The 19,389-nt window shown below is 71.8% G+C and carries 18 protein-coding genes; 11 read left to right on the top strand and 7 right to left on the bottom strand.

The window, feature by feature from the left end; all coding sequences use genetic code 11:
- From H537_RS0136685 to H537_RS50070, 5 genes are all read left to right on the top strand, one after another.
- The coding region (locus H537_RS0136685) for a BRCT domain-containing protein (protein ID WP_029001848.1) at nt 1–294 on the top strand (294 nt) is incomplete at its 5' end.
- 5 nt (nt 295–299) lie between these two features.
- Entirely contained in the window at nt 300–833 is a 534-nt protein-coding gene (gene def / locus H537_RS0136680) for a peptide deformylase (protein WP_029001847.1), read from the top strand.
- Between the two features lie 44 nt (nt 834–877).
- Complete coding sequence (locus tag H537_RS0136675) at nt 878–1,273, top strand: VOC family protein (protein ID WP_029001846.1); 396 nt, start codon at nt 878–880, stop codon at nt 1,271–1,273.
- Nucleotides 1,274–1,419: 146 nt separating this feature from the next.
- Nucleotides 1,420–1,794: an energy transducer TonB gene (locus H537_RS0136670; protein ID WP_029001845.1), complete on the top strand. Its 375-nt coding sequence runs from the start codon at nt 1,420–1,422 to the stop codon at nt 1,792–1,794.
- Nucleotides 1,795–2,011: 217 nt separating this feature from the next.
- Complete coding sequence (locus H537_RS50070) at nt 2,012–4,459, top strand: DUF6600 domain-containing protein (protein WP_156902168.1); 2,448 nt, start codon at nt 2,012–2,014, stop codon at nt 4,457–4,459.
- A 33-nt stretch (nt 4,460–4,492) separates the two neighbouring features.
- On the opposite strand, the gene H537_RS0136660 is transcribed toward H537_RS50070, so the two are convergent.
- Nucleotides 4,493–5,164, bottom strand: a complete 672-nt coding sequence (locus tag H537_RS0136660) for an arylesterase (RefSeq protein ID WP_084151225.1) — start codon at nt 5,162–5,164, stop codon at nt 4,493–4,495.
- On the opposite strand from H537_RS0136660, the gene H537_RS0136655 reads away from it, so the two are divergent.
- Nucleotides 5,163–5,834: an ABC transporter ATP-binding protein gene (locus tag H537_RS0136655; RefSeq protein ID WP_029001843.1), complete on the top strand. Its 672-nt coding sequence runs from the start codon at nt 5,163–5,165 to the stop codon at nt 5,832–5,834. The genes H537_RS0136660 and H537_RS0136655 overlap by 2 nt on opposite strands.
- A 21-nt stretch (nt 5,835–5,855) precedes the next feature.
- Here H537_RS0136655 and H537_RS47715 read toward each other — a convergent pair whose 3' ends face one another.
- The 5 genes from H537_RS47715 to msrB form a co-directional block, all read right to left on the bottom strand.
- Complete coding sequence (locus H537_RS47715) at nt 5,856–6,113, bottom strand: hypothetical protein (RefSeq protein WP_156902167.1); 258 nt, start codon at nt 6,111–6,113, stop codon at nt 5,856–5,858.
- Between the two features lie 101 nt (nt 6,114–6,214).
- Nucleotides 6,215–7,030 carry a peptidylprolyl isomerase gene (locus tag H537_RS0136645; protein ID WP_029001842.1) on the bottom strand — a complete coding sequence of 272 codons (816 nt, stop codon included), beginning with the start codon at nt 7,028–7,030 and terminating at the stop codon, nt 6,215–6,217.
- A 59-nt stretch (nt 7,031–7,089) separates the two neighbouring features.
- A complete protein-coding gene (locus tag H537_RS0136640) occupies nt 7,090–7,359 on the bottom strand; it encodes a BolA family protein (protein ID WP_043461747.1) in 270 nt (89 codons plus the stop codon).
- A gap of 4 nt (nt 7,360–7,363) precedes the next feature.
- A complete protein-coding gene (locus H537_RS0136635) occupies nt 7,364–8,017 on the bottom strand; it encodes a septation protein A (protein WP_029001840.1) in 654 nt (217 codons plus the stop codon).
- Complete coding sequence (gene msrB, locus H537_RS0136630) at nt 8,014–8,460, bottom strand: peptide-methionine (R)-S-oxide reductase MsrB (protein WP_029001839.1); 447 nt, start codon at nt 8,458–8,460, stop codon at nt 8,014–8,016. Before msrB ends, H537_RS0136635 begins: the two co-directional genes overlap by 4 nt.
- 311 nt (nt 8,461–8,771) lie before the next feature.
- Here msrB and H537_RS0136625 point away from each other — a divergent pair, with 311 nt between their 5' ends.
- The 4 genes from H537_RS0136625 to H537_RS0136610 are packed head-to-tail and all read left to right on the top strand — an operon-like array spanning nt 8,772 to nt 14,047.
- A complete protein-coding gene (locus tag H537_RS0136625; protein WP_084151224.1) occupies nt 8,772–10,421 on the top strand; it encodes a 3-(methylthio)propionyl-CoA ligase in 1,650 nt (549 codons plus the stop codon).
- A 56-nt stretch (nt 10,422–10,477) separates the two neighbouring features.
- The gene (locus H537_RS0136620) at nt 10,478–10,993 is read left to right on the top strand and encodes a PaaI family thioesterase (RefSeq protein WP_084151223.1); all 516 of its coding nucleotides are present in this window, start codon (nt 10,478–10,480) and stop codon (nt 10,991–10,993) included.
- A 42-nt stretch (nt 10,994–11,035) separates the two neighbouring features.
- Nucleotides 11,036–12,682 carry an isovaleryl-CoA dehydrogenase gene (locus H537_RS0136615; protein WP_029001836.1) on the top strand — a complete coding sequence of 549 codons (1,647 nt, stop codon included), beginning with the start codon at nt 11,036–11,038 and terminating at the stop codon, nt 12,680–12,682.
- 45 nt (nt 12,683–12,727) lie between these two features.
- The gene (locus H537_RS0136610; protein ID WP_029001835.1) at nt 12,728–14,047 is read left to right on the top strand and encodes a BaiN/RdsA family NAD(P)/FAD-dependent oxidoreductase; all 1,320 of its coding nucleotides are present in this window, start codon (nt 12,728–12,730) and stop codon (nt 14,045–14,047) included.
- 96 nt (nt 14,048–14,143) lie between these two features.
- On the opposite strand, the gene mdoH is transcribed toward H537_RS0136610, so the two are convergent.
- The gene (gene mdoH, locus H537_RS47710) at nt 14,144–16,252 is read right to left on the bottom strand and encodes a glucans biosynthesis glucosyltransferase MdoH (protein WP_051244480.1); all 2,109 of its coding nucleotides are present in this window, start codon (nt 16,250–16,252) and stop codon (nt 14,144–14,146) included.
- Nucleotides 16,253–16,989: 737 nt separating this feature from the next.
- Here mdoH and H537_RS0136600 point away from each other — a divergent pair.
- A complete protein-coding gene (locus tag H537_RS0136600) occupies nt 16,990–19,329 on the top strand; it encodes a Tex family protein (RefSeq protein WP_029001834.1) in 2,340 nt (779 codons plus the stop codon).
- Nucleotides 19,330–19,389 lie beyond the last annotated feature (60 nt).

The following is a 19,389-nucleotide window of genomic DNA, read 5'->3' as shown; positions in this document are numbered from 1 at the left end:
GAGCACGAAGGCCACCAGGCCGCGCCGCCGGGGCCGCTGGAGGGCAAGACGGTGGTGGTCACCGGCACGCTGCCCACGATGACGCGCGACGAGGCCGAGGCACTGATCGAGGCCGCGGGCGGCAAGGCCGGCAAGTCGGTGTCGAAGAAGACGGCCTACGTGGTGGCGGGCGCCGACGCGGGTTCGAAGCTGGCCAAGGCGCAGCAGCTGGAAATTCCCGTGCTGGACGAGGACGGGCTGCGCGCGCTGGTGGCGGGCGCGGCCGAATCCGTGGACGAAACCGAAGAGGAGTGATGGCGATGGCGGTGCGCGAGCTGTTGAAGATGGGAGACCCGCGGCTGCTGCGCATCGCGCAGCCGGTGCGCGAGTTCGGCACGCCCGAGCTCCAGGCGCTGCTGCGGGACATGGTGGACACCATGCAGGCCGCCGGCGGCGTGGGGCTGGCGGCCCCGCAGATCGGCGAGGACATTCAGGTCGTCCTTTTCGGCTTCGAGCGCAGCGAGCGCTACCCCGACGCGCCGCCGGTGCCGCGCACCGTGCTGTGCAACCCGGTGATCGAGCCGCTGTCGGATGCGGAGGAGGAAGGTTGGGAGGGCTGCCTCTCCGTGCCGGGCCTGCGCGGGCTGGTGCCGCGCTTCACCCGCATCCGCTACCGGGGATTCGACCTGGACGGCAATTCGATTGACCGCGAGGTCGATGGATTCCATGCGCGGGTGGTGCAGCACGAGTGCGACCACCTCATCGGGCGGCTTTATCCGACGCGGATGAGGGATCTGACGAAATTCGGGTTTACGGAAGTGTTGTTTCCTGGGTTGGATGGAAAAGAGGATTAATTATTGAATTTTCTTAATTCAAGTTTGGTTGGAAGAAATAATTCATGAAACTCGGCTACACCATCGTCTACGTCTCCGACGTTCTGGCGTCACTGGCCTTCTTTGAAAATGCCTTCGGCCTGAAGCGAAAATTCATTCACGAGAGCGGCACCTACGGCGAGCTGGACACCGGGGAAACCACGCTCTCCTTCGCCGCGCATGCGCTGGGGGACATGAATTTTCCGGGCGGCCACGTGCACGCGGACGAGTCCGCGTTGCCGCTGGGTTTCGAGATTGCGCTGGTCACTGGCGACGTGCCTGCCGCACACGCCAAGGCCGTCGCAGCCGGTGCACGGGAAATGGCGGCACCCCAGCAGAAACCGTGGGGCCAGACCGTTTCCTACCTGCGCTGCCCGGACGGCATCCTGGTCGAGCTGTGTACGCCCATCACCGGCGGGTGACGTGGAAGATTTAACGCTCCCATCCGCTCCGCGCCACGGCAGGGGTCGCCGGGCGCGCTAGGGTGGCGCCGTGTCGATGTGAGAAACAGGGAGGCCGGCTTGAATTCGGGTCTGGGCCTTGCCTGTTTTAAACCCCCGGATTCGCCATGCGCCGCCTCATTTTCTCGCTGCTGCTTTGCATCTGCTCCCTGCCGCTCGCCGCCGCCGGCGCCTGGCCGGAGCAGGTGGTGCGCATCGAGGAGATGGAGTTGCTGACGCCGATCAGCCTCTCGGTGCCGAAGATGCGCCCCAGGGGTGCGGTTCGCGCGCCGGTCGCCATGCGCGTGCATGTGAATGCGCGCGGCGCGGTGGAGCGGGTGGCGCTGATCGAGAGCTGCGGCAGCGCCGCGCACGACGAGGCGGCGCTGCGGGCGATGCGAGACGTGAAGTTCCAGCCCTATGAGGTCGACGAGCACCCGATCGACGTCACGCTGGTGGTCACGCTCCACTTGCCGCTGACGAAGTACCGGGACAGTCTCTGAGCCCATCCCGGTGGCCCGCACGTGGCCACGGACGAGGCGCGTCCTCGTCGCTTCAGGGTGGCTGAAGGCCGGCGTACCCATCCCCTGCAGCCCCTGTTTCCGGACTTGACCCCGGCCGCAACGTTGTAACCGTCTGGCACGCAGGGTCGGCGCGGCGCACCGTCTGCCCGTTACAAAGCGGAAAGGGCCGCCATCGCCGCGGCCGGGTGGAGACGGCATGGCATTCCGAGATTTGCGCCGCGGCCTGCGGTGGTTCCTGGCGCTGGTACTTCTGATGGCCTTCGGCGCCGCGGCCTGGGCCGATCCGCCCGGGCGCGTGGGCCGGCTGGCGCAGGCCAGCGGGACGGTGTGGGTCTACGACACCGAGCAGAACGAGTGGGTCGCCGCGGCCCCGAACCGGCCCCTCACCAGTGGCGACCGGCTCGCCACCGACAACGGCGCGCGCGCGGAGGTCCAGATCGGCTCCGCCTCGCTGCGCCTGGACGGTGCCACCGAGCTGGCCGTGGACCAGCTCGACGACTCCCGCGTGAGCCTGCGGGTGGAGCGTGGCAGCGCGGCGCTGCGGCTGCGCTCGGCCGAGAGCGTCAACGAGTTCGAGCTGCAGGCACAGGACGCGCGCTTCTTCCCCACGCAGCCGGGCCAGTACCGCGTGGACGTGGAGGACAACGTCACCCACGCCCGGATCTGGAGCGGCGAGATGCGCTTCCAGTCCGCCGACAGCGCGCTCACGCTGCAGTCCGGCACGCGCTACAGCTTCTGGCGCCAGGACGACCGCACCCACTACGACATGAGCACGGCCTCCGGCGAGGACGCCTTCGGCGCCTGGGTGCTGGCGCAGGATCAGCGCGAGGACCGCGCCGCCTCCACCCGCTACGTCTCGCCCGAGATGACCGGCGCGCTGGACTTGGACCGCAACGGGCGCTGGGACACGCACCCGGAGTACGGCGCGGTCTGGTTCCCCACCGTCGTGGTCGCCAACTGGGCGCCTTACCGCTACGGACGCTGGGCCTGGGTGGCGCCCTGGGGCTGGAGCTGGGTGGACGACGCGCCCTGGGGCTTCGCGCCCTTCCACTACGGCCGCTGGGCCTCGTGGCGCGGGCGCTGGTGCTGGGTGCCGGGACGCTACGTGGCGCGGCCGGTGTACGCGCCGGCGCTGGTGGGCTGGATCGGCGGCAGCAACGTCAACGTGAGCGTGGCGGTGGGCGGCCGGCGCGGGCCGCCGCCTGTCATCGGTTGGGTGCCGCTGAGCCCGCGCGACGCCTTCGTGCCGCGCTTCAACGCCACGCCGCGCTATATCCGTGGCGTCAACGCCACGCATGCGCCCTGGTTGCCGCCGGGCGGCCAGCCGTCCTGGGGCAACCGCCACATTCCCGGCGCGGTGACGGTGGTGCCGGCCAACACGCTGCAGCAGCAGGTGCGCGTGGCGGACCGCGTGCTGCCCAGGGCGGAGCCGCGCTGGAACGCCGCGCTGCCCCAGCAGCAGCCGGCGCTGCCGCGCCCGGACTGGGCGGACCGGCCGGGCCGGCACGGCCACGGCCCGGGCGGCGTGGCGGCGCTGGTGCCGCCGCCGCCGTCCATCGACCGGCCGGCGCTGCCACAGGCGCCGCGCATGCCGCAGGGCATCGGCCGCATGCCGCCCGCTGCGGGCGTCGCGCCGCCGCCCGGCGCGGTGGCGCAGCCGGCCCAGCCGCGCGGCGTGTGGACGCCGCCGCAGGGCGGTGTGCCGGATCGGCGCTTCGACAGCGTGCCGCGGCCGCCCCACCAGGCAGCCATCGAACCGCAGCCGGGCGAGGGCCGCCGCCCCTGGCCGGGCGCGGGCGACGAGCGTCCGCGTCCGCCGTCGGCGCAGGCGCCCGGGGCGACGGTGCCGCCGGGCGTGGCGCAGCCGCAGCCGCGCGAGGACGGGCCGGCACGGCCGGACGTCGCCAACCGCGGGTGGCGGGAGCGCAACGGCGGTCCGAACGCGGAGCCGCTGCGGCGCGACGACGTGCCGGGGCGACCGGACATCGCAAACCGCGGGCCGCGCGAGCGTTTCGGTGATCCCAACGTGGAGCCGCCGCGGCGCGACGCCATGCCGGGGCGGCCGGATGTCGAGCAGCGCGGGCCACGCGAGCGTTTCGGCGGCGGGAATGCGGAGCCGCTGCAGCGCGCGCCGGGGTTCCAGGCCGGCGACGCCGGACCGGGCCGGCCGCCGCGCGCTGACCGCGACCAGGTGGTGACGCCCGACCAGCGCGGGCAGGGCGGACGCCGGGATTGGGAGCACGCCCGGCCGGTGCCGCCGACGCTGCCGGGGCAGCGCGCGATGCCTGCGCCCGCAGCGCCCGCAACGCCGGCTGCACCGCCGGCCATCGCCGCGCCGCGGCCGGTGTTGCCGCCGGCGCCCGTGCAGATCGCGCCGCCGCAGGCGCCGCAGCCGCCCGCGCACGCGATGCCCCAGCAACCCGGCGGAGCATGGGCCGGGCAGGGTGGCGGCCGGCCCGGGGGCTGGGCCGGTGGTGGCCAGGACGGCGCCGGCGGACGTCCCGGCGGCGGATGGCAGGGCGGTGGTGGCGGCGATCGGCCTGGCGGCTGGCAAGGCCGTGGCGGTGGCGGTGGCGACCGGGCTGGCGACGGGCCCGGCGGTGGTGGCCGCGGTGGCGGTGGCGGGCCGCGGGAGCGGATGTGAGGGCGTGCTGGGCAAGAACGCCCAGTCAGCCCCTCACCGCAGCAGCGGCTTGAGCACCGGCCACACGTTGTCCAGCATCAGCGGCTGCGCTTCCTCGCGCGGGTGGATGCGGTCGGCCTGGAACAGCGCGGTGGGGTCGGCCACGTCGGCGACGTTGCGCAGGAAGAAGGGGACCAGCGCGGCGTCCGCCTCCTCGGCCACGCGGGCATAGAGCTGCGCGAACTCCTGGCCATAGCGGCGGCCGTAGTTGGGCGGCAGCTGCATGCCCGCGAGCACCACGCGCGCGCCGGCGGCGCGCGCGGCGCGGGCCATCTCCTTCAGGTTGCCCTCGGTCTGCGCCAGGGGCTGGCCGCGCAGCGCGTCGTTGGCACCGAGTTCCAGGATCACGTGCGTGGGCTGGTGCTGCTTGAGCAGCGCGGGCAGCCGGGTGCGCCCGCCGGCAGTGGTGTCGCCGCTGATGCTGGCGTTGACCACGCGCGCGTCCAGCTTCTCGCGCTCCAGGCGCTGCTGCAGCAGCGCCACCCAGCCGCTGCCGCGCCTGAGCCCATACTCGGCCGAAAGGCTGTCGCCCACCACCAGGATCACGGACGGTGTCTTCGCAACCGTTGTCCCCGGCAACCAGGCGGCCAGCGCCAGCAGGCTACATTGGGTCAGCCAGCGGCGACGGCCGCCGGCAGCCTGCTTGTCTTCAAACTCCGTCTTCATGAAGCCACCGATCATCGAGGTCCAGCACATCCACAAGCGCGTGAGCGACGCCACGGGAGAGCTGACCATTCTCCATGACATCGATTTCCGCCTTCAGCCGCGGGAGTCCGCCGCCATCGTCGGCGCCTCGGGCTCGGGCAAGAGCACGCTGCTGTCCATCATCGCCGGGCTGGACACCCCCACGCAGGGCACGGTCCGGCTCGCCGGGGAAGACCTGTTCGCGCTGGACGAGGACGCACGCGCGGCGGTGCGCGCGCGGCAGCTGGGCTTCGTGTTCCAGAACTTCCAGCTGCTGTCCAACCTCACGGCGCTGGAGAACGTGATGCTGCCGCTGGAGCTGCTGGGCCGCGACGACGCGCGCGAGCAGGCCGCGCGCATGCTGCAGCGCGTGGGCCTGGCGCAGCGCCTGGGCCACTACCCGCGCGTGCTCTCCGGCGGCGAGCAGCAGCGCGTGGCGCTGGCGCGCGCCTTCGTGCTGCGCCCAGCGCTGCTGCTGGCCGACGAGCCCACGGGCAGCCTGGACCACGCCACCGGCGAGACGGTGATGGAGCTGATGTTCGAGCTCAACCAGGAGGCCGGCACCACACTGCTGCTGGTCACGCACGACGCGCAGGTGGCCTCGCGCTGCCAGCGCCAGCTTGAAATCCAGGCCGGACGGCTGGTGAGCTGAAGCCCGGGCCGGCGCGCCGCCTCACGCCGGCTCGGACTCCAGCACCGCCTGAAGCACCGGCGTGTACATCACCACGCGGTCGCGGCCGTCGGTGGTGGCGAAGGTCCTCAATTCCTCTTCGAGGCGGATGCCAATATCCTCGGGGGCGTAGCCCAGCATGGTTTTCCAGCGCGCCAAGTAAATGACCTGGTTGGTGGTCAGATTCCAGTGCCAGGCGCCAGCGCTCCTTATTGTCCGCAAGGTTTTTCGCGGCGGCCTGCTGCTGTTGCGCGGACTCATTGGATGAAAATTGCCCGGAATGCGGCGGAGTCGGCTCGGAAAATGACCGGGCAGAAAAAAAGGTGCCCGATGGGCACCTTTTTCGCGGACACAGCCTGGATTTACTGCTGCGAGAACTTGAAGTCCGTCTTTGCCTTGTTGCGCAGCTCTTCCTGGAAGCTCTGCAGCTTCATCTGGGTCAGGCGCTGCTGGATCTGCGGCTTGACTTCGTCGAAGGCGGGGAAGGCGGCTTCGCGCGTGTCTTCGAGTTTGATCACGTGGTAGCCGAACTGCGTCTTGACCGGCTCCTCGGTGATCTCACCCTTCTTGAGCTTGCTCATGGCCTGGCCGAACTCGGGCACGTAGGCATCGGGCTTGGCGAAATCGAGGTCGCCGCCGTTCTCGGCCGAGCCCGGGTCCTTGGACATTTTCTTGGCCAGGTCCTCGAACTTCGCGCCGGCCTTGAGCTGGGCGATGGCGGCCTTGGCGTCCTCTTCCTTCTCGACCAGGATGTGGCGGGCGCGGTACTCGGTGCCGCTGGCCTGGGCCTTGAACTTGTCGTACTCGGCCTGCGCCTCGGCGTCGGTGACGGGGTTCTTCTTCTGGAAGTCGGAGAAGAGCTCGCGGATCAGCACCGTCTGGCGCGCCAGCTCCATCTGGTTGCGGAAGTCAGCGGAGGCGTTGAGGCCGCGCTTCTCGGCTTCCTGCATGAAGATCTCGCGCAGCACCACCTCTTCCTTGACCTTCTGCTCCAGGTCCGGCGTGCGCTGCTGCTGGCCGCCGCGCAGGGCCTGCTGCATCAGCGTCTCCACGCGCGCCTTGGGCACGGCCTTGCCGTTGACGATGGCAACGTTCTGGGCCTGGGCGGCCAGCGGACTCAGCAGCACGATGGACGCGGACAGCAGCACCGCGCGCAGCGCGGAGGAGGTGGTTTTCATGGGGAGTCCTTTCAGGAGGGCCGGTTCGTCTCGAACTCCGGCCTCGCGATAGTTGTCGATCAGTCTGATTCGGCGGGGCTGCGCGCCTGGATGGCCAGGGCATGGATGCCCGCGGGGATGAGAGAGGCGAGGGCATCATACACAAGGCGATGCCGCGCCACGGGGCGCAGTCCGGCGAAGCGCTCGCTGGTGATGCGCACGGTGTAGTGGCTGCCTTCGCCCGCGCCGGCATGGCCGGCATGGTGGTGGCTGTCGTCAACGACTTCCAGCTGCTGCGGCGCCAGCGCCTGGCGCAGCGCGGTCTCGATGTCCTGGGCGGTCACGGGCATTTCTTCAGGCTCCGGGGCGGGCTTTGTCCTTGGGGGCGGGGGATTCTTCAGGCAGGTAGCGGCTCAGGTACAGGCCCTGCGCCAGCGTGAACAGCAGCATCAGCCCGATGCCGCCGAAGAGCTTGAAGTTGACCCACGCATCGGTCGAGAAGCTGTAGGCCACCCAGAGGTTGAGCAGGCCCATCACGCCGAAGAAGCCCACCCACGCGCCGTTGAGCCGCTGCCACACCGCGTCGGGCAGCTGCAGCTGCTCGCCCAGCAGCAGCCGCAGCAGGTTCTTGCGGAACAGCAGTTGCGACAGCCACAAGCTCATGCCCATGACCCAGTACAGCACGCTGGGCTTCCACTTGATGAAGGTCTCGCTGTGGAACCAGATCGTGGCCCCGCCCAGCACCACCACCAGCGCCAGGCTGACCCAGAGCATCAGGTCCACCTTGCGCCCGCGTGCCACGGTCCACGCCACCTGCGCCAGCGTGGCCAGGATCACCACCACCGTGGCCAGCAGCACCGGCGCCTCCTGCGGGCCCACGCTGCCGCCCAGCACCAGGAAGCCGAAGTGCTCGGTGGCGAAGGCCGCGGCCTGGTCCGGGTGCGCGCCGGTGTACTTGAAGGTGCCGAAGAAGAGAAGGATCGGCAGGAAGTCCAGCAGCAGCTTCATTCTTTGGAGTCCTGCTCCTGGCGCGGCGCGAAGTCGATGGCCGCGGAGTTGATGCAGTAGCGCTCGCCCGTGGGCGCCGGGCCGTCCGGGAAGACGTGGCCCAGGTGCGTGCCGCAGCGCTTGCAACGCACCTCCACGCGCACCATGCCGTGGCTGCGGTCCTCCACGCGCTCGACGATCTCGCCCTCGATGGGCTCGAAGTAGCTCGGCCAGCCGCAGCCAGCATCGAACTTGGTGCGGGCATCGAACAGCGGCGCGCCGCAGCCCACGCACCGGTAGATGCCGTCCTCGAAATGGTCCCAGTACTTGCCGCTGAAGGGGCGCTCGGTGGCGGCATGGCGCGCCACCTGGTATTGCATCGGGTCGAGCTTGGCGCGCCACTCGGCGTCGCTGTGCCGAACCGGGTAGCGCGGATCGTCGTGCGGATGCGGGTTGTGCTTCATCGGGAATCTCCGCGGAACCTCTGGCCTCAGGAAGCGAGGCCGCCAAGAGCAGCGGTCAAGAGGAGCAGGATACTTCGATCCGAACACCCCCCGGCCAGGGCACAGGCCGCCGGGCCGTGTCGAATGCCCGGGACAAGCCCACCCCGATGCTCCTCCTGTCCAAGCGCGCCACGGGTGCGCGCCGGCCTCTGGCGGGAGTGTAGTGAGGCGCTTCTGCAAGACCCGGCATCAGGGGTTAACCGGCTCCCGCCACCCGTATCCGGCCGGGAAGATGGCGCAAACCCTGAGCCAACCCTGCCGGAGACGCCCCGATGACCAGCCCCCTGTACGGCCGGATGATGCAGATGCCGCTGCTCATCTCCTCGTTGCTCACGCACGCGGCCCGCCACGCCGGCGACACCGAGATCGTCAGCCGCCGCGTGGAGGGCGACATCCATCGCAGCAACTGGGCGCGGGTCGAGCAGCGCGCCCGACGCCTGGCGCAGGCGCTGCGGCGCCTGGGCTGCAAGAGCGGCGACCGCGTCGGCACCCTGGCCTGGAATACCGACCGGCACCTGGAGGTCTACTACGCCACCTCCGGCTCGCAGCTGGTGTGCCACACCATCAACCCGCGCCTGTTCCCGCAGCAGATCGCCTGGATCGCCAACGACGCGGACGACCAGGTGCTGTGCTTCGACCTGAACCTGCTGCCGCTGGTCGAGCAGCTCGCGCCGCAGCTGCCGCGGGTGCGGCACTTCGTGCTCATGACCGACCGCGCCCACATGCCGGCCCAGAGCGCGCTGCCCGGCCTGCTGTGCTACGAGGAGCTGCTGGCGGCCGAGGACGGCCACTATGCCTGGCCCGCCTTCGACGAGCAGTGCGCCTCCAGCCTTTGCTACACCTCGGGCACCACCGGGCATCCCAAGGGCGCGCTCTACAGCCACCGTTCCACGGTGCTGCACGCCTACGCCGCGGCGCTGCCCGACGCCATGGCCTGCAGCGCCAGCGACGTGGTGCTGCCCGTGGTGCCGATGTTCCACGTCAACGCCTGGGGCCTGCCCTACACCGCGGCGCTGGTGGGCTGCAAGCTGGTGCTGCCCGGGCCGAAGCTCGACGGCGCCTCGCTGTACGAGCTGTTCGAGAGCGAGAAGGTGACCTTCAGCGCTGGCGTGCCGACGCTGTGGATGGGGCTGATGGAGCACGTGCGCGGCCAGGGGCTGGCGTTCTCCACCTTCCGCCGCACCGTCATCGGCGGCTCGGCCTGCCCGCCGGCGCTCATGCGCGCGCTGGAGGAGGTCGGCGTGCACGTGATCCACGCCTGGGGCATGACGGAGATGTCGCCGCTGGGCTCGCTGGCGCGGCTGCAGCCCAAGCACGCGGCGCTGCCGGCCGCCGAGAAGCACCGGCTGCTGGAAAAGCAGGGCAAGGCCATCTACGGCGTGGACATCGACGTGGTCAACGACGCCCACGAGCCGCTGCCCTGGGACGGCGAGCACGCCGGGCACCTGGTGGCGCGCGGGCCCTGGGTGATCGAGCGCTATTGGAACGAGGACGACTCACCGCTGGTAGAGGTTCAGGGCCGCGGCGCCTGGTTCCCCACCGGCGACGTGGCCACCATGGACCCCGACGGCTTCATGCAGATCACCGACCGCAGCAAGGACGTGATCAAGAGCGGCGGCGAGTGGATCAGCTCCATTGACCTGGAGTGCATCGCAATGGCGCACCCGGCCGTGAAGGAGGCGGCCGTGGTGGCCGCCACGCACCCGACCTGGGACGAGCGCCCGCTGCTGCTGGTGCAGCTCAAGGCCGGCGCCAGCGTCACGCGCGAGGAGCTGCTGAGCTTCTACAAGGGCCGCATCGCGCACTGGCAGACGCCGGACGACGTGGTCTTCGTCGACGAGCTGCCGCACACCGCCACGGGCAAGCTCAGCAAGCTGACGCTGCGGGCGAAGTACAAGGACTGGCTGGTGCGCAAGAGCTGACGCCGCCCCGGCGCCGTGCCCCGGGCGGCGGTGCCGGCTGATGTCCAATCGGCGCCATGAACGACGACGCTCCTTCCGCGGGCCCCGAGGCGCCGCCCGCCGCCGGCAGCCCGCTGCCTTTTCCCATCCACATCCCCTTCGTCGAGGAGCTGGGCCTGGAGCTGCACGCCTTCGGCGCCGGGGCGGCGGAGATCCAGGTGGACCTGGCCACCGCGCACCTGAACTCCTTCGCCGTGGCCCACGGCGGCGTGGTGATGACGATGCTGGACGTGGCCATGGCCCACGCCGCGCGCAGCGTGGACGTGCAGCCGGGCACCGACCCGCGCGACGCCAAGGGCGTGCCGGGCGTGGTGACCATCGAGATGAAAACCAGCTTCATGCGCCCGGGCCAGGGCCGGCTGCGCGCCACGGCGCAGTTGCTGCACCGCACCTCGACCATGGCCTTCTGCGAAGGTTCGGTCTTCGACGCCAAGGGCCAGCGCTGCGCCCACGCCACCGCTACGTTCAAGTACATGCGCCTGCTGCCGGCAGGGCGGCAGCTGAAAACCTTGCGAGGGCCCGAGCCGACCTAGCATCCTGCTTCCTCGGGCACGGACGCCTACAGGGGAGCCGCCATGACGCAGCCTCAGAGCACGCACGAGGTCTTCAACCAGAGCAGCGAGCTCGCGGACGTGGACCTGTTCGCCGGCCACCGGCCGCTGCAGGAAGCGCTGCAGGCGATGGCGCCGGAGGTGGACCTGGCGCCGCTGCACGCCCTGGGCCGCGAGCTGGGCAGCGCCGAGGTGCAGGCGCAGGCGCGGCTGGCCAACCGCCATCCGCCGCGGCTTCGCGCCTACGACCGCGGCGGGCGGCGCATCGACGAGGTGGAGTTCCACCCGGCCTACCACGCGCTGATGGCGTGCGCCGCGGCGCACGGGCTGCAGGCCGCGCCCTGGGGCCGGCCGGCGGGCGCGCATGTCGCCCGCGCCGCCGGCTTCCTGCTCTTCAACGGGACGGAGGCGGGCGTGATGTGCCCGGTCTCCATGAGCTACGCCGTCACGCCGGCGCTGCGCGCCAGCGCTTCTCTTTATGCCGACTGGGGTCCGGGCCTGACGGCGCCGGTGTACGACCCCCGCCCGCTGCCCGGGCCGCAGAAGAACGGGCTGACCATGGGCATGGGCATGACGGAGAAGCAGGGCGGTTCGGACCTGCGCGCCAACACCAGCCGCGCGGCGTTCGACCAGGACACGCCCTGGGGCCGCTGCTACCGGCTCACCGGCCACAAGTGGTTCTTCTCCGCGCCCATGAGCGACGCGCACCTGATGCTGGCGCAGACCGCCGCCGGCCCCACCTGCTTCTTCGTGCCGCGCCTGCTGCCCGACGGCACGCGCAACGCGCTGCGCATCCAGCGCCTGAAGGACAAGCTGGGCAACCACGCCAACGCCAGCAGCGAGATCGAGTTCGACGGCGCCGCCGGCTGGCTCGTGGGTGAGGAGGGGCGCGGCATCGCGCAGATCCTGGAGATGGGCACGCTCACCCGGCTGGACTGCGCGCTGGGCAGCGCCGGGCTGATGCGCCAGGCGCTGGCGCTGGCGCTGCACCACTGCGCGCAGCGCAGCGCCTTCGGGAAGAAGCTCATCGAGCAGCCGCTGATGCGCAACGTGCTGGCCGACCTGGCGCTGGAGGTGGAGGGCGCCACGGCGCTGGTGATGCGCCTGGCCCGCGCCGTGGACCGCAGCGAGCACGCCGGCGACGCGCGCGAGGCCGTGCTGCGGCGGCTGCTCACGCCGATCGGGAAGTTCTGGGTCTGCAAGCGCGGCAGCCATTTCGCGCAGGAGGCCATGGAATGCCTGGGCGGCAACGGCTACGTGGAGGACGACGGCCACGGCCCCATGGCGCGGCTCTACCGCGAGATGCCGCTGAACTCCATCTGGGAAGGCGCGGGCAACGTGATGGCGCTGGACCTGCTGCGCGCGCTGCGCAGCGCGGGCGTGGCCGAGGTGCTGCGCGACGAACTGGAGTGCCTGCGCGGCGCGCACCGCGGCGCCGAGAGGCTGGCCGCCGGTTTGACCGAGCGGCTGGCGGCGCCGCAGGAGTCGCAGGCGCGGCGCCTTGCGCGCGACGTCGCGCTGCTGCTGCAGGCGGCGCTGCTGCGACGGCAGGCACCGGAAGCCGTGTTCAGCGCCTTCTGCGCCACCCGCATCGACGCCGGCGCGGACGTGTTCGGGCAGCTGCCCGAGGACTGCGACGTGGAGCTGCTGCTGGCGCGGGCGATGCCCTGAGGGGCGGCAGGACGCCGGGGGTGGCGTGGCACACTGCGCCGCCTCATGAGTACCCCCCCTGATTCACCGGTTGCCGTGGTCGGCGCCGGCCCCGCCGGCCTGATGGCAGCCGAGCGCCTGGCACAAGCCGGGCTGCGCGTGCAGGTCTTCGACGCCATGCCCTCCGTCGGCCGCAAGTTCCTGCTGGCCGGCAAGGGCGGGATGAACCTCACGCATTCCGAACCCTTCGACCGCTTCGTGCAGCGCTACGGCGCGCGGCGTCCCGAGATCGAGCCGTTGCTGCGCCGCTTCGACGCCGACGCGCTGCGCACCTGGGCCGCAGCGCTGGGCGTCGAAACCTTCGTCGGCAGCTCCGGCCGCGTCTTCCCGTCCGACATGAAGGCCGCGCCGCTGCTGCGTGCCTGGCTGCAACGGCTGCGCGGGCTGGGCGTCACCTTCCACATGCGGCACCGCTGGGTGGGCTGGGCGGAGGCGCCGGCCGAATCTGCATCCGGATCCGTGCCTGGCGCGTCGCCACCGGCGATGCTGTTCGAGACGCCGCAGGGCCCGCTGACGCTGCGCGCCCGCGCCGTGGTGCTGGCGCTGGGCGGCGCGAGCTGGCCGCGGCTGGGCTCCACTGGCGCCTGGGTGCCGCTGCTGGCGCAGCAGGGCGTGGACGTGGCGCCGCTGCAGCCCGCCAACTGCGGCTTCGAGGTGGGCCGCGTGGGCGAGGACGGCAGCGTGCAGCCGGGCTGGGGCGAGTTCCTGCGCAGCCGCTTCGCCGGCGCGCCGCTGAAGACGGTGGCGCTGCGCTTCGAGGACGGCGATGCGCGCTTCGAGCAGCGCGGCGAGTTCGTGCTTACCGAGCACGGCGTGGAGGGCAGCCTGGTCTACGCCGCGTCGTCGCTGCTGCGCGAGGCCATCCGCCGCCACGGTCGGGCCGTGCCCACGCTGGACCTGCTGCCCGACCGCAGCGCGGAATTCGTCGCCGCCGAGGTGGCGCGCCCGCGCGGGCCGCGCTCGCTGTCCACGCATCTGAAGAGCCGCCTGCACCTGGACGGTGCCAAGGCAGCGCTGCTGCACGAGCTGCTGCCGCGCGCGCTGTTCGCGCCGGGTGCGGACACGGCACCCCTGGCGGCGGCGATCAAGTCGCTGCCGCTGCCGCTGCTGCGGCCCAGGCCCATCGAGGAAGCCATCAGCAGTGCCGGCGGCGTGCGCTTCGAGGCGCTGGAGCAGCGCACGCAGGCGCTGCGCGCGCTGCCCGGCGTGTGGTGCGCGGGCGAGATGCTGGATTGGGAAGCCCCCACCGGCGGCTACCTGCTCACCGCCTGCTTCGCCAGCGGCTGCGCGGTGGCGGAAGGGATGATCCACGCGCTGCAGGGCTAGAAGAAACCGGCTCGCCGGCCGAAGCACGGGTGACGCCATCCCCTCGCCCGCGATAGCGGGAGAGGGGAACTGATGGCGCGGCGGCTTCTCAGCGGATCACAGCGACGCTGACACCCCGCGCTGCTGCGTGCTGAAGCGGCGCTTGACCGGGGTGGTGGAGGTTTCGCGCAGGGTCAGCGTCCGGGCGGCGGTGCGGCCCTCGTAGGGGGCGGGCTCCGCCATCAGGTAGGCCACCGACACCTTGGTGCGCTCGGGTGTCAGCACCGCGGGTACCACCGGGATGGCCAGGGCCGCGGTTGCCAGCACCTGGGCCAGCGCCCGCTGCGGGCGCAGCGCCGGCGCCTGCAGCAGCGAGGCCACGATCCCGCTCAGTGGCCGGCCCGTGCCGGTGGGCCGTGCCGCGGGGCGGGCGGGCGTCGGCGCCGCGGCGGGCACGTCCGCAAACTGGAGCTCGTCCGGCGTCAGCCACAGGCCGTGGCGGCGCAGCCAGGCGCCGATCTCGGGACGGCTGGTCCACACCGCCAGCGGCACGGCCAGCAGCAGCGGCAGCCACACCGGCGCCAGCGTCGGCACTTCCACCAGCCAGGCCACGGCCGCGGCCGGCAGGGCCCAGGGACCGAAGCGGCGCAGCGCGTCGCCCCAGCGCAGGGCCACCGCGTCGCGCGAGGGCGACTTCCAGTCCAGCTTCAGGCCCGTGAGCGCGCCCACCACGAACACCGTGTGCGCGAGCATGCGCAGCGGCGCCTGCAGGGCCGACAGCAGCGCTTCCAGCAGCGCGCCGGCCACCAGCCGCACCGCGCCGCCGAACTGCGCTGCCTGGCCGCGGCGCAGGATCAGCGCCACGCCCAGCGCCCGGGGCGCGGCCAGCATCGCCAGCGTCAGCACCCACAGCACCGGCGCGCCGGAGAAGACGTGGGTGGCACCGTCGTCGGCGGCCAGCACGCCCAGGCCCATGAACAGCAGCCACAGCGGCGAGGCGACGTAGGACAGCGCACCGCTGATGAACATGGCGCGGTGCACCGGCGCGAAGCCCGGCTCGGCCACCAGCCATGCGTTCTGCAGGTTGCCCTGGCACCAGCGGCGGTCGCGTTGCAACTCGTCGAGCAGGTGCGCCGGCGGCTGCTCGAAGCTGCCGGGCAGGTCCACCAGCCAGACCTCGTAGCCGGCGCGGCGCATCAGCGCGGCCTCCACGAAGTCGTGCGACAGGATCTCGCCGCGCAGGCCGCCGCGCCCAGGCAGCGGCGCCAGCGCGCAGTGCTGCATGAAGGGCTCCACGCGCAGCATCGCGTTGTGGCCCCAGTAGTGGGACTCGCCCAGTTGCCAGCAGCGCAGGCCCGCGCCGAACAGCGGCGCCGCGACGCGGCCGAGGAACTGCTGCGCGCGCGCATGCAGCGTGTCGTGGCCGCGCGCCACGGGCTGCGTCTGCAGGATGCCCACGCGCGGGTGCTGCTCCATGAGCCCGCGCATGCTCACCAGGCACTCGCCGCTCATCACGCTGTCGGCGTCCAGCACCACCATGTAGCGGTACAGCGCGCCCCAGCGGCGGCAGAAGTCGGCCACGTTGCCGGCCTTGCGCTTGGTGCGGCGGCGGCGATGGCGGTAGTAGATGCGCTCGCCCAGGCCCGCGCCCAGTTGCGCGCGCAGCGCCTGCCACGCGCGCAGCTCGGCGGCGCGCAGCGCGGGGTCGCTGGTGTCGGAGAGGATGAAGACGTCGAACGCGTCGTCCTGGCCCGTGGCGCGCAGCGACTCGCAGGTGTCGCGCAGCCCGGCGATGACGGTGTCGATGTCCTCGTTGCAGATGGGCATGGCCAGCGCCACGCGCGCGGTCGGGTCGGGCGCCGCGCCGGCGGCCAGCCGTTCGGCCGAGAGCGCGTGCGGGTCGCCGCGCAGCAGGCTCAGGTAGCCGGCCAGCGCGGTGAAGCAGCCGGCGCTGACCCAGCCGAAGAGCAGGAAGAACAGCAGCAGGTGAGCGGCTTCGATCCAGTCCAGCCCGTCCGCGGCGGCCGGTTGCGCCAGCACCAGTGTGGCGGCGGCGGCGGACAGGCCCACGGCCGCGAGCAGCCCGGTGCGGCGCCGCCGCGCGGCTTCCGTCCAGGGTTGCGGGGCCGGCATGCGCTCGCGCGAGCGGGCGCGTTCACCCCCGCCGGTACCGCGCAGCAGCGATTGCAGCGCGGCGCTGGGGCCGAACCAGCGGCGGGGAGTCATGGGCCGTCTCTTCAAAGACGGCATGGTGGCGGCGCGGGCCGCGGTGTTTTGGTCGACGCTCATTGCGGCTGGATGGCGTGGCTCCATGTTTTTCTCAGCACCTGGGTGCCCAATTGAAGGAAGACGCGCAGCTCCACAGGTTGCGTGCGCGCCGGACACCGCCGAAGCGGCGTCACGCACCCACCGCCGTAAAACGACGGGCGGTGGGCGTTGACCTGGTCGGCCTCAGTGCTGGCCCGGGTGGCAGGCTTTGCCACTTGGGCCGGCGCCAAGGCCGATGGCGTCAGTAACGTGTAAGCACCGAAAACGACTACACGTTCCGAGGTGTTTTCGCATTCCGTGCTGCCCAGCCACCGTGGCGCGAGCCCGCATGCGTGCTCGCGCAACCTGGTCGCCGGGCCATCCCATGCCTGCACGGCGTTGCCTGCCGCCAAACACTTGGCGGGCGAAAAAGGCAAAACGCTTCTGAGGGGGCGCCACCGTGAAGTGGCGCTGGGGGATGGATTCATGGGGTCCGGAGTGGCACGAAACGTGCCGGGGAGGTGCACCCGATCGGGGCAGGGCAAGACTAGCCGGGTGCTTTTGGACGCAACGTTTCCGGGGCGCCCGGGGTGAAACGAGTTGTGGTGCCTCCGCGGGCCGCCCGGCGATGCCCGCGCGCGGGTCCGGGACTCGGGAATACCCAGGGGCGGCGTGGCACACTCGCGCGCTTTCTCAGACCCCCGGGATCGACCGAGTTGGAAAAAATCCTGTTGCAGATTGCGGACGAGCTGAAGGTTCGGCCCGCGCAAGTGCAGGCGGCCGTGGAGCTGCTCGATGGCGGTGCCACCGTGCCCTTCATCGCCCGTTACCGCAAGGAAGTCACCGGCGCCCTGGACGACATCCAGCTGCGCGAGCTGGAAGCCCGGCTGTCCTACCTGCGCGAGCTGGAGGACCGCCGCGGGGCGGTGCTCAAGAGCATCGAGGAGCAGGGCAAGCTCACGCCGGAGCTGCGCGCGGCCATCCTGGCCGTGCCCACCAAGCAGGAGCTCGAAGACCTGTACCTGCCCTACAAGCCCAAGCGCCGCAGCAAGGGGCTGATCGCGCGCGAGGCGGGGCTGGAGCCGCTGGCCGACAAGCTGCTGGCCGACCCCATGCTCGACCCGCTGGCCGAGGCCGCCGCCTTCCTCAACCCCGAGGCGGGCTTCGCCGACGCCTTCGCCGTGCTCGACGGCGTGCGCGACCTGCTCTCCGAGCGCTGGGCCGAGGACGCCGCGCTGGTGGGCCCGCTGCGCGAGTGGCTGTGGGCCGAAGGCTTCATTCGCAGCAAGCGCGTCGAGGGCAAGGACGAGAACAACGCCGACGTCGCCAAGTACCGCGACTACTTCGACCACCAGGAGCCGATCCGCGGCATGCCCTCGCACCGCGCGCTGGCGGTGTTCCGCGGGCGGGCGCAGGAGATCCTGGACGCGCGGCTGGTGCTGGACGAGGAACTCGTGCCGGGCCAGCCCTCGCTGGCCGAGGGCAAGATCGCCATCCACCTGGGCTGGAGCCACCGCAAGCGCCCGGCCGACGAGCTGATCCGCAAGACCATCGCCTGGACCTGGAAGGTCAAGCTCAGCCTGAGCCTGGAGCGCGACCTGTTCTCGCGCCTGCGCGAGGAGGCGGAAGCGGTGGCGATCAAGGTCTTCGCCGAGAACCTGCGCGACCTGCTGCTGGCCGCGCCCGCGGGCAAGCGCGTGGTGATGGGGCTGGACCCGGGCATCCGCACCGGCGTGAAGGTGGCGGTGGTGAGCGACACCGGCAAGGTGCTGGACACGGCCACCGTCTATCCGCACGAGCCGCGGCGCGACTGGGACGGCGCGCTGCACACGCTGCAGCGGCTGTGCGCCGCGCACGGCGTGAACCTGATCGCCATCGGCAACGGCACCGCCAGCCGCGAGACCGACAAGCTCGCCGGCGACCTCATCAAGCGGCTGCAGCAGCTCGCGCCCGACGCGCACGTGGAGAAGGTCGTGGTGAGCGAGGCGGGCGCGTCGGTCTACTCGGCCAGCGAGTTCGCCAGCAAGGAGCTGCCGGAGCTGGACGTGAGCCTGCGCGGCGCGGTGAGCATCGCGCGCCGGCTGCAGGACCCGCTGGCGGAGCTGGTGAAAATCGAGCCCAAGAGCATCGGCGTGGGCCAGTACCAGCACGACGTGAACCAGGGCCAGCTCGCGCGCACGCTGGACGCGGTGGTGGAGGACTGCGTCAACGGCGTGGGCGTGGACCTCAACACCGCCTCGGCGCCGCTGCTGTCACGCGTCTCGGGCCTGTCGGCCACGGTGGCGGCCTCGGTGGTGCGCTGGCGCGACCAGCACGGCGCCTTCCGCAACCGGCGCCAGCTGCTGGACGTCACGGGGCTGGGCCCCAAGACCTTCGAGCAGGCCGCCGGCTTCCTGCGCATCCGCGACGGCGACAACCCGCTGGACATGTCGGGCGTGCACCCGGAGACCTACCCGGTGGTGGAAAAGATCATCGCCGCGGCCGGGCGGCCGATCCGCGACCTGATGGGCAACACCGACGTCATCGCCAAGCTCAAGCCCGAGGCCTTCGCCGACGAGCGCTTCGGCGCCATCACGGTCAAGGACATCCTGGGCGAGCTGCTCAAGCCCGGGCGCGACCCGCGGCCGGACTTCAAGGTGGCGCGCTTCAACGAGGGCGTGGAGGACATCAAGGACCTGCAGCCCGGCATGGTGCTGGAGGGCACGGTGAGCAACGTGGCGCAGTTCGGCGCCTTCGTGGATCTGGGCGTGCACCAGGACGGCCTGGTGCACGTGAGCCAGCTCGCCAACAAGTTCGTGGCCGACGCGCGCGAGGTGGTCAAGACCGGCGACATCGTCAAGGTGCGCGTGGTGGAGGTGGACCTGGCGCGCGGGCGCATCGCGCTGAGCATGCGCACCGACGCGGGCGCCCAGCGCGGCGGCGCGGCGGGCGGCGCGGGCGGCAACGCCTTCCGCCCGGCCGGGCGCAACGAGCGCGCCGGGCGCGGCCAGGGCGGCGCACCGGCGCCGCAGGGCGCGATGGCGGCGGCTTTCGCGAAGCTGCAGAAGCGCGGCTGAGCGCGGGCCGGCGGGCAGGGCGACGACGGCGGCTAAGCTGCGGCCTGGCGTCCTGCCCGG

It is taken from the genome of Azohydromonas australica DSM 1124 (assembly GCF_000430725.1).
In the GTDB taxonomy this organism is placed as follows: Bacteria; Pseudomonadota; Gammaproteobacteria; order Burkholderiales; family Burkholderiaceae_C; genus Azohydromonas; species Azohydromonas australica.
The sequence above is the reverse complement of the archived record's forward strand: the minus strand, read 5'-3'. Positions and strand labels throughout refer to the sequence as shown.